A 14,752-nucleotide genomic window follows, 5' to 3' on the forward strand; every position below is an offset into this window, starting at 1 on the left:
CGGCTTGATTGATTGCGCGAACCGTCTTGCCGAGCAATCCGTGGATGCGGTGGTGGGCGTCGTCATTGAAATTTCCGGCAGCAGTGCGCGGAAGTGTGGGGCGATGTCGTTGTTCGATGGTCGTGGCCATCAAGCCGGAACGCTCGCGGGTGGTGGATTGGAACGATCCCTTGCACAGTCTGCGCGTCAGGTTTTGGCCACGGGTTACGCCTCACTGCTTGTTTTCGATAGCGCAGATGACAGCAGCAACGCGGCCCCTGGTTCGGATCAGCCCGGCGATTCCTTGCGCATCCTCATGTTGCCGATGCCTTCCCAGTCATCGCCGTTGCGAGATGCCTTGGTCAGTGCATGCCGTCGCAGTGCCTGGTTGCGCTTGCGGCTCGAACTCGGCGGTGGCCAGTTTGCTCCCGGTTTCGGCGAAGCACGCATCGGTGCCGAGGTGTTTGGTTTCGACAATCGTGGCCTCGCTTTGGAGGATGCGCATGCATTCGATCGCCATGTCACCTTGAGTCTCGCCCCACCGCCACGCATCGCACTCCTGGGTGGCGGCGCCGAATCGCTGGCCATCGTGCGCCAGGCCCATCTCCTCGGCTGGTTCGCCGAAGTGGTCGATGCGCGCGCCGACGCGGTGACGTCGGCAACCAGTCGTCAGATCGACCAGCAACATGACAACAAGCCGGAGTCGCTGCCGACCTTGCTCTCGGAACGTCACTTCGATGCGGTCATCATCGGTGGCCATGATTTCGACATTGATCTTGCCCATCTGCGCCAGCTAGGTGCCTGCGGAATCGGCTACATCGGCCTGCTCGGGCCACCGGAACGGCGCGAAGCCTTGCTCGCCAGGGTCGGCGATATTGTTGCCACCCAGCTTGAGCCGCGTTTGTACGCACCAGCCGGATTGCGCCTCGGCGGGGACGGACCCGAGGTCACTGCGTTGGCGATCATTGCGCAGCTTCAATATTACTTTTCACATGACGCACACGCCTGAGGATCAGGCTCCTCGGCATGGCGTCATCGTTCTCGCGGCGGGTTCATCACGACGGTTGGGAAAGGCCAAGGCGCTGATCGAGGTCGATGGTGAAACGCTGGTGCATCGAGCCGTTCGATTCGCGCTCGAGACCGCGCCGTTCGATTGCATCGTGGTCAGCGCGGAAGGTGACCCACGAATTCCTGCGGCGGTTGCCGACCTCGCGTGCCGGATCACACCCTGCGCCGATGCCAGGCGTGGAATGTCGGTTTCATTGCAGGCCGGGCTGCGCTCGCTGGCAGCGGAATGCGAAGCGGCATTGATCGTGCTGACCGATCAACCGGCGCTGACTTCCAGGCATCTGTGTGCCTTGCGCGATGCGTGGTGCAAGCAACCCGCCAATGCGGCGGCCAGTGGCTACGCCGAGACGATTGGCGTTCCGGCGATATTGCCGCGGCGGTGGTTCAAGGACTTGATCGATCGCGACAACGATCACGGTGCACGTGATCTTCTGCGCGCTCGCAAAGATGAGGTCTGCGTGATTGCTGCACCCAGTCTCGCCTCTGACATCGACACCGAAGCTGATCTTGCCCGCCTCGAATTCACGACATCGACAAAGCGATAATTGTAGGAGCCCCCTTCAGGCGCTCCTGCGAAAGCTCGCCGAAGCCACGCTGCAGCCCTTCACGCGCGGGTATCCGCTGCACGTGGCCAAACGCTGCCAAGCGGATCAAACTCGACCTCATCGACGAGATCGCCACGCCAGCCAAAACCGCTGACCGCGAGCACGCCTTCGAGCATCGGATCGAGGCCAAAGATCTCCTCGATATCACGTTCATTGACCGCCGCGGTGATGAAGGCGGCGAGTCCGCGTTCGGCGGCGGCGAGATACAAGGTCTGCGAAAGATGACCGGCATCGAGGATCACCGCTCGATAGGCCTTGGCGTGATTGCGATACTTCCAGAACGTGCGGCGGAAGCGGCTGGCCAGCACGATCAGCACATGGGCTTTCATGAAATGGCGCTGGCCGGCGACAATGCGCAGGGCCAGCTCAGCACTCTCGTTTTCCGGAACATCGCCCAGCGGTTCGAGCGCGTGATCAATCGGGTGGTAGTGATAGAGACCGGACTTCACGCCTTCGACATTCTGCACCAGCAGATAGGCCTCGGTCGGGTGCAAGCCGCCGGCCGACGGCACGGCGCGCTTCATGACGGTGATGCCCGGCTCATCGCTGACCGCGCGGGCGCCGAAGGTGCGGAACATGATGCTGGCGAAATCCTCGGCTGACATCGGTTTCGAGGTATCCCAGTTGCGACAGGTCACGCGTTGCCGGATCAGCGCTTCGAGTTCGGTGTCAGACGGCTTGGCCAAGCCGATGCGTTGTTCGGACGGAACGCGCTCGCGTACGGGCGCTTCAGGAGTGCCCAGCCGCTCAAGGAATGGTCGATCGGTTTCGCGGCCAAAGCGACGCTCGGCTTCCAGCGTATCGATTGCGCGCCAGCGCGTGTGCCGTTGCGCGACGGCCGAGATTCCCTTCCAGTGGCTGGCCCGTACGTTGTCATCCTGATCTCGCATGTCGGCGTGTTCGGCGGCATCGCTGATCAGGATTCCCTTCGCAAGCAGACTTTCAAGCGACGCGCCAGGCTGCCGACTGTTGAGCTCTCCCCAATCAATCCATGCATCGGGGGACAGCTGTCCAAGCGCATGCACTTCGTCGGCATCGAGCACCTGCTCTTCATCGAGATGAGCGGTCAGGGCAATCCATTCGCGGACCGACTCGACACCGGTGCCGCCCTCGACCAATCGGCCCAGGTCAAAATCCAGGCGTTCACGCGGTTCGACAAAAACCACGGCGCAACGGCGTACTTGCATGGAGCAGTTTCCAGACGAAAGAGATCTGCTAGCCTACGCAGCGCGGGGCGTGGGGGACAAGGGTCAAACGTGTTCTTCGTCGCGCGGGCTGATCGGTTGCGGGCGCACGGATGCTTCGCAACGTCGACTGTCGGCCCTCCATCCATTCCAACTAGCCTGGGGAAAGTGAAATGAGCGGATCACGCTTGCCGAAGGAACAAGAACTTCAGCTGATGAAGAAGCTGTCGACTGATGATGACTATCGCGCTCGATACGAGAAGAGTCCTGCCGATGCCTTGAAGGAAATCGGCGTATCAGACGAGCAGATTTCAGCGCTGGATACTGCTGCGCTAAAGCCGGGCAAGCTGGCGGAGAAAGCTGATATCGCAACCGCACACGGCAAGCTGGCCGAGGCGAATATCAGTGAGCATGTCTGTCTGATCTTTCCCTTGATGCGTCTCAACTATGGCGATGATGGTTCGGACAAGACGGCCTGAAGACGCGAAAGTCGAAGTTTGAGGGCCGGGTGCGTTCTTGCATCCGGCCATGCCTCAAGAAATGATTTCATCATTGCGTTGGCTTCTGCGAACTTGTGGCTTTCAGCAGCGAGTTCAGCACCACGCAGAAAAGCGAGCGTTGTGAACTTGACGTTGATGACCATCAGCAAGTGGCCCTGGCTCGATTCGGCATAGGCGCGGCCGCGATGCTGAGCAAGCCACTGAGCCTCGCCAATAGCCTTGTCGAACTGCTTCTGGTCGGCATAGGCGTCAAGCAGGGCGGCATGGGTTAGAAACAACTCACTACCATCGAGCAAGGAAGTGAGCTTGGTAGTCGCGAGTTTGCTATTGCCTTGTGATCGATCAACTTCAGCCTGCGCAACCGCCTGCAGTTTGCGAATCACGGAATAGTCGGGATATGCATCAGCTCTCAATTGCGAAAGCGCGGTTCTAGCCAGACTTGTATCGCCCTGTCGTGCGGCCAGAAAGGCGATCATGGCGATTCCGGAGTCGACCATCGGTCGCGCACCTGCTGCGTCGCCTTGCTGCTGCCTGGACGTAGCCAGAAGCGCCTTGAGCTCGTCCGCAGTTCGCTTGTCGCTGCTTTCAAGCTCCGCCTGCAGGCCAAACGTTGCGATTTCGTAGATGTGCGCCAGGCTGGCTGCACCAGAGGCTTGCCTGGCTGCATTGGCAAGTAGCGTTTGCGCCGATTCAAACCGACCTTGGTCGACTAGAAATGAAGCGGAAAGCATCTTGCGAATACTGCTGACGGCAGGGTTATCCGTGGCGTTGGCGTCGGCGGATTTCGATAGTGTGGCCTCGGCCGCTTTGAACCCGCGTTTTGCGGCCTCGGTCGCCGCGTGATATTCGGTGCGAGCTATTCCAGCTGCCTCGGCATCAGCAAAATTTTCAAACGCCTCGGCAAACTGCTCATTGCCGAGATTGAGAATTCCTAAAAGGTGCAGGGCCGGCGTTCGATTCGGATTCTGCGGGGCGGCTGATGCCTGCGCAGCTTCAAGAACGCTCTTGTCGAAGCGATTGGCATCACGCCAGGCTACATAGGCATATCCTCCGGTTCCGGCGAAAAAATCGGGGTAGGCAGCGGCAAGCGCCTTCCAGCGCGGCAAGACATCCGACTTCGACTCAACCGTCGCCAGCATCACCTCCGCAAACAGCGCATCGCGCGTCGTCAAGCGTTCCCGCTTGGCCAGTGCGAGTTTCAATGCGTTCGTTGCTTCGATTGATTTGCCGGTACTGAAATACATTACGCCAAGACGAATATTTGCGGAAGCGAAGTCTGGATCGATGCCGAGGGCTTGCTGACACAAGGCTATCGCTTCCGGAAACCGGCCTCGGCCATTTTCGGCCGTGCACAAGGAAAAGGCTTTCAGCGCATCGAGATTCTTCGTCGTTACTTTTTCCAACGGCTTGGATTCTGTCGACACCGTCGCCAGGGCCTCACCGAGGCGCACGCGCAGGCGCTCGTTGATCGTATCCAGCGAGGGCAGGATCGATTCCTTGCCGATGCCGTCGGCGGTTTCGGAATAGACCGTCGTCTGCGTGTGCGGATCGATCACTTCGGCGGTAATGCGCACGCGTCCACCGATTTCGGCAATGGTCGGCAGGATCAGTGCTCGCGCGCCATCCCGGATGGCGACTTCAGAGCCGACCTGGCGATCGACTTCGGTCTCGTCCGGATCGCGCTGCATGCGCGTAATCGTGTCGCGGACTTTCAGATCGGGTAGCACGTTGACATAGCGCGATTGTTCGAGGCCGATGCGCAGCGCGCTTTCGAGGGCATCGTCGAATACCGTTTCGCCGGTGAGATTGTGCAGGCTGCCGACCACGACCCAATCCCGACTGGCAAAGGCGATGGCCGGGTCAGGTTTGAGGAACATCAAGGCCGGAATCGCAACCAGAGCGATCACCACGAGCGCTTCGATCACCACCGTTGCCGGACGACGCCAGAATGGCACTTCGCGATGCGCCTTGCTCGACCACGGCGGCGCCTTGAGCGGAGCGAGGCCTTCCTCGCCAACCTCGAATACCGCCACCGGTTCGGGCACGCCACGGAATCGATAGCGACCGTGCGTGCGCCAGCGGATATCGGCGAACTGAGGCCCAAGTTCGCCCTGGGCGCGGTGGGCCAGCGAGTAGGCGATGTTCGAGAGCAGGATCTGGCCGGGCAGGGCCAGGTTCATCAGCCGCGACGTCACCGGTTTGACCAGGCCTTCAACCTCGACCGGCTTGGCCCCCTTGGCAATGTCCTCGGCATTGTTGTCCCAGACCACGACATCGCCGACGTGGATTCCGACCCGGGCCGACAGGTTCGCTTTCTCTGCGGCATTGAGCTGCTTGAGGCCACGCAGGTAGTCCAGGGCATAGGCAACCGCCTGGACCGGACGATCGAACATCATCATGAAACCATCGGTCTTGTCGATCTCGCGACCGTGATGGCGCTCGGCCAAGGTACGGGCCAGACGATCGTGCTTGCGGATCAGTTCCGCCGCTGCCAAATCGCCCATGCGTTCGACCAGTCCGGTCGAATCAACCAGATCGCAAAGCAGCAGAGTACGCAGCAGCGAGCTGGCGACACTGTCGGGCGTTGAAACCGGAGCGTTCAAAGCAGTCACGTGATGGATCGATCCATAGCCAATTTCATATCCTCCCATTGTGCGCTGCATGCATCACGCATGCCACTTTGCACCCTCGCGATCCTTTGAAAATCGCACTAGCAGCCTGTCGGACTATGCCGGTTGAGGCGAAAATTCGGCTGGGCGAGGCCAGATTTTCGACGGTTTGCAGGCCCATAGTGGTGCTATGGGTCAAAAATCGGCGGAAATATGGACCGTTCAGGCGGATTCGCAGCCCAGCCGAGTCAACTCCGACAGGCTGCTAAACTCAGCATGCCAGTCCAGACGGCTGGCCACGTTACTGCTGCGACCATGCCAGGATGCTGATTGTGGCAGTTTCGTGCGACCAATCCACAGGGGGAAGTCCAAATGCCAGATTCAACATTGAGCAGAGACCAGGCAGTCACACTGCTCCGCAAGCTTGGTAGCGACGATGCATTCCGTAGTTTGTTTGAGGCCCAGCCAGCAGAGGCGCTTCGATCAATCGGTGTTGCTGCGGAGACGATCGAAAAACTGGATGCCAAATGCATGACTCCGGCCAAGCTGGCGGACAAGGGCGCATTCCTCTCCGCATCGGGCCAGCTCAACGATTCAGTTGTGACCAACGCGATGACGATGAATACGCCGAAGCTCAATCTCAAAAGCTGATCAATTGGCTTGCTTGGCGAGTTTGGCACGGAGAGTTTTTGCACGAGCCGCAATCCACTCCGGACTACCGTCAAGCGGCCATACCTTTTCGAACTCGGAAAGTGCCCGTCGAGCCGACTCCTGTTGGCCAAGTTGGCTCGAATATTCCGCGTCGTAGAGCAGCGCAAGATTTGACTGCGCGACATCAAACGGGACGAACGCAGAGCCAACACTTGACTGTGTGTAAGCACGACCCCGATGACTTGCCAGCCATCGGGCTTGTTCGCGAGCTGATCGGTAGTCACCTGTTCGTTCAAATGCCTCCATCAAGAGCAAGTGGGTGACATTCAGTTCGGTGCCATCGACAAGGCCGTTCAATGTTTGCACATCGACTGATGAAGACTTGTTGGATAGTTTGCGTTGCGCGTCGACAATCGCCTTCAGCTTTATGAGATCCGGGAAGTCTGTCGTAGTCAGCGCCGTGTCCACCTTGTCCAGCAATTTCGTTGCGAGGGCATCGTTCATGTATTTGCTTGCCATGTAGGCGCGGAACAACAAGCTCGAGTTTCGTGAATATTCGCTCTCATCCGCGCTCTGCATGGATTCTTGCCCGCTGAGCAATTTGTCGGTTCTACCCAGACCTGACCGCTCATTCTCGGATGCAAGAATCATTCGCGTGCCGAGTTCGGCATCGTGCAGCTGTGATGCATTTTCCTCACTCAGGCGCATGCGCTGGCGGTCCGGGCCATCGAGAAGCAAACGTGATTCGTCCCATTTGCCCTGATCAATCGCAAAGGCCAGTTTGTAGGTTTGTAGCGAAATCCGAGTATTTTCGGAATCGGCAGCTCGTCCCGCAGCCAGAAGTTGCGCAACCTTCTTGTAATTCCTCTGAGCAGCGTACGCGGCCGCATAGAACGTGTTCTGGTAGTGGATCCCCAGGCTCTCGGCGAGCGCGAACTGCTGCGCGGCCTCGCTGTATTGCTCGCGCCCGGTCAAAAGCGTGGCGAGCAGGTAGATACCGGTGCCCCTGTTCGGGTTCTGCGCTACCGCGTTGCGTTTCGTCGCTTCGAGTGCTTCGGAATAGTCATTTGCGTAGGCCCACGCATAGAATCCATAGGTGCCCTGGGCCGGGAAAAAGTCGGGAAACGACTGCGCAAGCGCCTTCCATTTTCGCAACGACTCCCGGGGCGAAACGAAATCGGCGAGCATGGCTTCAGCCATGAACTTGTCGCGAGGGGAAAGACGTTCTTCGGAAGTCAAAGCCGTATTGAGCTGCTTTCTGGCTTCTTCACGGTGTCCCTGGATCAACAAGGCTCCGGCAAGATCGATTCTGGCCCGTGAAAAATTGGGATCAAGAGCGATCGCATTCTTCAACAACACATTGGCCTGGATGATGTCACCCTTGTTGCTTGTCGTTGTTGCAAGGGAAAAAGCCTTCAGCGAATCGAGGTTTTCAGTCGCGACCTTTTCCAGCGGCATGGATTCGTTCGACACCGTTGCCAGGGCTTCGCCGAGGCGTACGCGCAGGCGCTCATTGATCGTGTCCAGTGAGGGCAGGATCGACTCCTTGCCGATGCCGTCGGCCGTCTCCGAGTACACCGTGGTTTGCGTGTGCGGATCGATCACTTCGGCGGTGATGCGCACGCGCCCACCAATCTCGGCGATGGTTGGCAGGATCAGGGCGCGAGCTCCGTCACGAATGGCCACTTCCGAGCCGACCACACGATCGACCTTGGTCTGGTCCGGATCACGCTGCATGCGTGTGATCGTGTCGCGCACTTTCAGGTCGGGCATCACATTCACGTAGCGCGATTGTTCGAGGCCGATGCGCAGCGCGCCTTCGAGTGCATCGTCGAACACCGTTTCACCGGTGAGGTTGTGCAGGCTGCCAACCACGACCCAGTCGCGCTGGGCAAAGGCGATGGCCGGATCCGGCCGCAGGAACATGACCAGCGGCACCGCGATCAGGACGGCGATGATCAGCGCCTCGAAAACCACTGTAGTCGGCCTGCGCCAGAAAGGAACTTCACGATGGGCCTTGCTCGACCACGGCGGTGCCTTGAGCGGAGCGAGGTCTTCCTCGCCGACCTCGAAAACCGCTACCGGATCGGGAACGCCACGAAAACGATAGCGGCCGTGCGTACGCCAGCGCGCGGTTTCCAGATACTCGCCCAATTCTCCTTGAGCCCGATGGGCCAGTGAGTAGGCGATATTCGAAAGCAGGATCTGGCCGGGCAGGGCCAGGTTCATCAGGCGTGAGGTGACCGGTTTGACCAGACCTTCGACTTCGGTTGGCTTGGCACCCTTGGCGATGTCCTCGGCGCTGTTGTCCCAGACCACGACATCGCCAACGTGGATGCCGACCCGGGCTGACAGGTTCACTTGCTCGGCTGCGTTGAGCTGCTTGAGGCCGCGCTGGTAGTCCAATGCAAAGCCGACCGCCTGGATCGGGCGTTCGAACATCATCATGAAACCGTCGGTCTTGTCGATCTCGCGACCGTGATGGCGATCGGCCAGGGTGCGTGCCAGACGGTCATGCTTGCGGATCAGTTCCGCCGCGGCGAGATCGCCCATGCGCTCGACCAGTCCAGTTGAATCGACCAGATCGCAGAGCACCAGAGTACGCAGCACCGAACTGGCTCTGGATTGTGGTTCCACTTCGGCGACAATGCCTGCGCTCACGTCCCATCCCTGTTTTTCGCAGCGGGACAAACTATTGTGCGCCAGGTAGTGCACAAATTCCAGCTCAGCGGCGGTCGGCAACCCGTTCTGGGCGCGAAACGGACCGTTCAGCAGGCGACACTTGCAGGCAGGACTGACAAGCTCCATGTAGCTGGTCTTCCCGCAATCGGAGCTTTGCATGAACACTCAGGCGTCCATACCCTCGGGTTCTCGTTCAGTTAGCCGAGTCGTCAAGGGTCAAGCGGTCAGCGACGGAGCCGGGGTCAAGCTCAACCGGATCATCGGTCAACGCGATTTCGACATGCTCGATCCATTCCTGATGCTTGATGAATTCCGTTCTGATCAAGCCGACGATTATCTGGCCGGTTTCCCGAATCATCCGCATCGTGGTTTTGAAACCGTGACCTACATGCTCGCCGGGCGCATGCGCCATGCCGACAACCAGGGCAACAGCGGCTTGCTCTCGCCCGGCAGCGTGCAATGGATGACCGCCGGGCGCGGCATCCTGCACTCGGAAATGCCCGAGCAGGAAGACGGTTTGATGTGGGGCTTCCAGCTCTGGGTCAACCTGCCGGCCCGGGACAAGATGACCGCACCCCGCTATCAGGACATCCCTGCCGACAATATCCCCGAACTTGAACCGACCACAGGCGTTGCCTTGCGTGTGATTGCAGGCCGGATCGACGACGTGGTCGGGCCGGTCAGCGGCGTCGCCACCGAGCCGGTCTATGTTGACCTGTCACTGCAGCCGGGCCGCGCGTTTGATGTGCCATTGCCCGCAGGCCACAACGCGTTTGCCTATGTATATGAGGGTTCTGCTTCGATCGGTGCCGGGCCGGCTGCGAAAACCGTTGATCGTGGCGGACTGGCGGTGCTCGTCGAAGGTGATCGTGTGCATGTCGCGGCTGGCGACAGCGCCACCCGGTTGATCATCGTCGCCGGCAAGCCGCTACGCGAGCCGGTCGCCAAACACGGCCCGTTCGTGATGAACACTCCCGAGCAGATCGTCGAAGCCATCCGCGATTTTCAATCGGGCGCGTTCTGATCTGGCGGATCAAAGACCTTGAGTTATCCCTTCTCCCGAGGGTGGAGAAGGGACTGTTGATCCAACACCATCGAATCTGGCCCATCGTCTGCACTCGAATGCGAAGACTTGCCAGCGAATCCTCACTCTTTCATTTTGCGAAAAGCAAACCAGGGCAGGCTGCGGATGAGCAGGGCGATCACGCCCCACCAGCGCGGTTCGTAGCGATCGAATGAGCCACGCGCCAGTCTGGAAACAACCTTGCGCGCGACGGCGTCCGGCTCGGCCGCGGGTAGCGGCAATTTCATGCCGTAGGTGAGATTGCTGCGCAGGAAGCCAAGCCGGTAGAACTGCACATGCAATGAAACCGGAGAATGTCGGTGACGCAGACTCTCGAAGAAGGTTTCGAGACCCCGCTTGGCCGCCGCATAGACGATATTGCGGCTGCGCCCGCGGGCCGCGGCAATGCTGCCGAAGCCGACGATCGAGCCCTTCGTTTCGAGCAGGCCGGGCAACAGCGCATGGGCGATGGCCAGTGGCGCATGCAGGTTGATGGCGAGCAGCTGGCCAATTGCAGCAACCGGCAACGAACCATCGTCATCGCTGCGCGACATGCCAACAGCAAGCAGCAGGGCGCTTGGCGGCGGAAGTGCGGCGAGCGCCTGCAGCACGCAGCCTCCCGGATCGGCGGTCGCGGCCAGGTCCATCGCCAGGGTTTCCACGACAGCCTTGAATCGCAGCCGAAGGTCGCAGGCAAGTGCTTCGAGATCGCGCGCATCCGAGGCGATCAACAGCAAGGCTTGGCCCGTGCGCGCCAGTTCCAGACTGAGGGCGCGGCCAAGGCCGCTGGAGGCGCCGACAACGATGGCCGTCACAGCTCCAGCCTCCGCGTCAGTTCGGATTGTTGCAACTGATTCGGGTCGAAGACACGTAGACCATCGCGATGCGAGGAGAAGTCCGCGATACCGCGTTGCACACAGGCTGCGCTGAGACTTGAATCCTTGATCAGATTGGGCCGACCGGCGTGGATCAGGGCCAGTTCGGTGAGTGACTCGATGAAAGCAGCCTGCGTTTTCGCCTTCGGTTGCGGAATCTGGATGGCCAGCGATATGCCCTTGCCATCGAAGCTGAAGCCCTCGGCAACGCCATCGAACAATTTGCTCGCAATCAGGCTGATTCGCGGTCGAAGGCGCGCGACTTCGGCCTCAAGTGAGGCGACGAACTCGTCGTAACGCGCATGCGGCAGCAACCATTGCGCCTCGACAAATCCTTCAGCGCCGAAGCCGGCGTAGTAGGCGCGCGCATCATTGAGTGGAAATAGCGCGGATTCGATTCCGACATGGGTTTGGCCGGGACCATGGCGACGGCGAATCAGTTGGTTCATCGCCGCGATGCCGCCGCGATTCCAGGCGCACACGGGCCATGGCTTGACTGCGATCGGCAGGTCAGCGGCGCGCTTGGTCTTGCCCGTGATCGGCTCCTTGGATTCGAGACCGAAGCGAATCACGCCGCGACCGAAACATCCGGGTTGGCCATCATGCCAACCGTACAACACAGGTGCAGTGGCGTGCGCGAGCAGGACTTCGCGAGCCTCACGCAGACCGGCCACGGCGACGCTGCGCAGCGAGTAGCCGCTCGCAGCCGGAACCAGCCGCAAGGTTGCCGTGGCGATGAGCCCCGGAATGCCGAAACCGGCGAAGCAGGCAGCAAAACGTGCGCCATTCTCGGTGCGATCGAGCTTCAGCCAGCCACTGAGCGGATCAAACAGTTCGATCGTCTCGACGTGACGACGGAAGGTTCCATCGCGGGCCGGGTTCTTGCCGTGCACATCGGCAGCAATACAACCACCGACGCTGGCCCGGGGGTGACCCGGTGCGACCGGCAACAACCAACCCTGCGAGAGCGCGAAACGCACGACCACAGCGATCGGCACTCCGGCTTCGACCTTGATCAATCCGCGCTCAGCATCGAATTCGAGAATTCGATCAAACGAGGAAATATCCTGCGCAACACTGTCATTGGCAAAACTCGCAGCGACATACGAAACACCGGCACCGCGGGTGATGCGTGGCACATCGGCAGGCAGCGCCTCGATCAAACGATAGCGATCGGGTCGCTGCACATGACAACGCAGCGAGACACTGCGATCGAAGCTGCGCAGCTCGGTTTCGGCGAGCGCAAAACCGCGTCGGCGACTCACGACTCAGCCTCTTTGCCGGATCTGCGGTCGCGCGCCATGTCGGCCTCGAACAGGCGATTGAGATCTTGCTGGGCATCGCGGGCGTTCTGGATGATCGCCGCTTCGTCGTCGTAGAACAGATGCTGCTCCAGCAACAGCTTCTCGTCGAACTCGCGAAACGTGTCGACGCGTCGTGCGGCAAGCGCGGCATCGAGGCCAAGCTGTTCGAGCACGTGCTGGGTCATGGCCAGGCTGGAATGGAATGTCTCGCGGACGACCTTTGCACCGAGATCCATGAGCCGGAAGGCGTGCTGGCGATTGCGCGCGCGGGCGAAGACCTTGAGCTCGGGATACAACTGCCGGACCAGACGTACGGTACGAATGTTGGTTTCCGGATCATCGGTGGTGACAATGAAAACTTCGGCCTTGCCGACATTCGCCGAGCGCAGAAGGTCACTTCGTGAAGGGTCACCATAGTAGATCTTGTTGCCAAAGCGCCGTGAGAATTCGACCTGCTCGATTGAGCTTTCGATGGCCGTGAATGAAATCTGATTGGCGCGCAGAACGCGGGCGATGATCTGACCGAATCGACCGAAACCGGCAATGATTACGCGCGGAAGTTCATCCTCATCGATTTGATCATAGACGGGCTTGGCCGCCGTCTGTTTTGGCTTCAACCGTGCGAAGCCGATCACCAGCAACGGCGTCACCGCCATCGACAAGGTGATGGCGACGATCAGCACATTGCGAAGATGCGTATCGAGCAATTGATTCTGTACGGCCAGGGTGAACACGACGAAGGCAAACTCACCACCCTGGGCGAGTACCGCGGCAAGCTTGAGCGAACTGTCGTTGGCCTCGCCGGCGAGGCGGCCAACGCCAAACAGGATCAAGCCCTTGATGGCGATCAAGCCGGCGAGGATGGTCACGATCAGCAGCGGCTCCCTGATTGCGAGATGGATGTCAGCGGTCATGCCGACACTCATGAAAAACAATCCGAGCAGCAAGCCCTTGAACGGGTCGATGCGTGCTTCGATCTCGTGCCGGTATTCGGAGTCGGCGAGCAGGACACCGGCGAGAAACGCGCCCAGTGACATCGAGATGCCGCCGAGCTGGGCAAACCATGCGGTGCCGAGAACGACGAGCAAGGTGCAGGCGGTGAAGACTTCAGGCAGCTGCGTTCGCGCGGCGATGCGGAACAGCGGTCGCAGCAGCAGGCGTCCGCCGACAATGACGATGGCGATGGTCGCGACGACGCGCAGCACGATGGCCCAGGTCGGCAAGCTGTTGTCGGCACCCTGGCTGACGGCGAGTAGCGGAACCAGTGCGAGTATCGGAATCGCGGCGACATCCTGGAACAACAGGATGGCGAAGCCGAGGCGGCCGTGTGGGCTCTGCAATTCCTTGCGCTCGGCAAGAATCTGCAAGCCGATCGCGGTCGATGACAAGGCCAGGCCGAGCCCGATGACCAGCGCGACCTTCCAGTGCAGTCCGAAGGCCAGACATATCGAACCGATCACCAGCGCGCTGAGCACGACCTGGACGCTGCCGAAGCCAAACACCTGGCGGCGCATGACCCAGAGCCGCTGCGGTGACAGTTCCAGACCAATCACGAACAGCATCAAAATGATGCCGAGTTCGGAGATGTGGGCGATTTCTTCGGCGTTGCCGATCAGGTTCAGCAATGACGGGCCGATCAGGGCACCGGCGGCGAGATAGCCGAGTACCGCGCCAAGCCGCGTGCGTTTGGCCAACGGCACGGCGATGACGGCAGCAAGCAGCAGAACCACCGCGTACTGGATGAACGGACTCGATTCCACGCATCACTCCATTGAAGGCGGGCGGATTATCGCATGCGTGAAGTAATGGGACTGTTGCCTCGACGACGCGAAGCAGATCCGCAATTCATGAATCATCGCCGCATTCTCAGCTGCTGAGATCGACGCTTTGCAGGATGCTGAAAACCACCGGAGATGTCGCATGTTGCTTGCCCCGTTCACCTTGACCGAAACCGCCACGCGAACGCGCCGCATGGCCCGCACTGAAACCCGCCTGGTGCCGCTGTGGCTGCAGATCTGGGCGATTGGCGGAATCCTCGCAAGCGTCTTGTTTCCGTCGCTTCGCGGCGGCGACATGACCGGCATGAGTCTGCCGTTCTGGCTGGTCGCCGCGCCCTTGATCAATATTGCCTGGCTGGTGCGTTCGCGCGGTCTGCTGCAATTGCGAAGTTTGCTGAAACGCCGATCTCACACCAGGCGCAGTCGCCGGATTCGTTGAACCGCTCGCTCTTGC

12 protein-coding genes are annotated in these 14,752 nt (G+C 60.2%); 6 read left to right on the top strand and 6 right to left on the bottom strand.

Translation table 11 applies throughout. The features are described 5' to 3' along the window. The coding region (locus VFN25_RS00660; RefSeq protein ID WP_325137733.1) for an XdhC family protein at positions 1-988 on the top strand (988 nt) is incomplete at its 5' end. Then, complete coding sequence (locus VFN25_RS00665; RefSeq protein ID WP_325137735.1) at positions 972-1,592, top strand: nucleotidyltransferase family protein; 621 nt, start codon at positions 972-974, stop codon at positions 1,590-1,592. The genes VFN25_RS00660 and VFN25_RS00665, both read left to right, overlap by 17 nt. Positions 1,593-1,651: 59 nt before the next feature. On the opposite strand, the gene VFN25_RS00670 is transcribed toward VFN25_RS00665, so the two are convergent. After that, entirely contained in the window at positions 1,652-2,839 is a 1,188-nt protein-coding gene (locus VFN25_RS00670) for a putative peptide maturation dehydrogenase (protein ID WP_325137737.1), read from the bottom strand. A gap of 170 nt (positions 2,840-3,009) precedes the next feature. On the opposite strand from VFN25_RS00670, the gene VFN25_RS00675 reads away from it, so the two are divergent. Then, entirely contained in the window at positions 3,010-3,315 is a 306-nt protein-coding gene (locus VFN25_RS00675) for an NHLP-related RiPP peptide (protein ID WP_325137739.1), read from the top strand. On the opposite strand, the gene VFN25_RS00680 is transcribed toward VFN25_RS00675, so the two are convergent. After that, positions 3,282-5,948, bottom strand: coding sequence for a putative peptide modification system cyclase (locus VFN25_RS00680; RefSeq protein WP_325137741.1), 2,667 nt, complete (start codon positions 5,946-5,948; stop codon positions 3,282-3,284). The two genes, VFN25_RS00675 and VFN25_RS00680, sit on opposite strands and share 34 nt — an antisense overlap. A 327-nt stretch (positions 5,949-6,275) precedes the next feature. Between VFN25_RS00680 and VFN25_RS00685 the strand changes: the two genes are divergently transcribed. After that, entirely contained in the window at positions 6,276-6,596 is a 321-nt protein-coding gene (locus VFN25_RS00685) for an NHLP-related RiPP peptide (RefSeq protein ID WP_325137743.1), read from the top strand. Here VFN25_RS00685 and VFN25_RS00690 read toward each other — a convergent pair whose 3' ends face one another. Continuing rightward, a complete protein-coding gene (locus tag VFN25_RS00690) occupies positions 6,597-9,257 on the bottom strand; it encodes a putative peptide modification system cyclase (RefSeq protein WP_325137745.1) in 2,661 nt (886 codons plus the stop codon). 178 nt (positions 9,258-9,435) lie between these two features. Between VFN25_RS00690 and VFN25_RS00695 the strand changes: the two genes are divergently transcribed. After that, entirely contained in the window at positions 9,436-10,302 is an 867-nt protein-coding gene (locus VFN25_RS00695) for a pirin family protein (protein ID WP_325137747.1), read from the top strand. Positions 10,303-10,424: 122 nt separating this feature from the next. On the opposite strand, the gene VFN25_RS00700 is transcribed toward VFN25_RS00695, so the two are convergent. The 3 genes from VFN25_RS00700 to VFN25_RS00710 are packed head-to-tail and all read right to left on the bottom strand — an operon-like array spanning position 10,425 to position 14,280. Then, positions 10,425-11,156 (bottom strand): SDR family NAD(P)-dependent oxidoreductase, encoded by a 732-nt coding sequence (locus VFN25_RS00700; protein WP_325137749.1) that lies wholly within the window; start codon positions 11,154-11,156, stop codon positions 10,425-10,427. Beyond that, positions 11,153-12,481 (bottom strand): FAD-binding oxidoreductase, encoded by a 1,329-nt coding sequence (locus VFN25_RS00705; protein WP_325137750.1) that lies wholly within the window; start codon positions 12,479-12,481, stop codon positions 11,153-11,155. The genes VFN25_RS00700 and VFN25_RS00705 overlap by 4 nt, the downstream gene beginning before the upstream one ends. Then, entirely contained in the window at positions 12,478-14,280 is a 1,803-nt protein-coding gene (locus tag VFN25_RS00710; protein ID WP_325137752.1) for a monovalent cation:proton antiporter-2 (CPA2) family protein, read from the bottom strand. Before VFN25_RS00710 ends, VFN25_RS00705 begins: the two co-directional genes overlap by 4 nt. Positions 14,281-14,440: 160 nt before the next feature. Between VFN25_RS00710 and VFN25_RS00715 the strand changes: the two genes are divergently transcribed. Further along, positions 14,441-14,737, top strand: coding sequence for a hypothetical protein (locus tag VFN25_RS00715; protein ID WP_325137753.1), 297 nt, complete (start codon positions 14,441-14,443; stop codon positions 14,735-14,737). The last annotated feature ends 15 nt before the right edge of the window (positions 14,738-14,752 follow it).

Source organism: Dokdonella sp., from assembly GCF_035703485.1.
Classification (GTDB): domain Bacteria; phylum Pseudomonadota; class Gammaproteobacteria; order Xanthomonadales; family Rhodanobacteraceae; genus Dokdonella.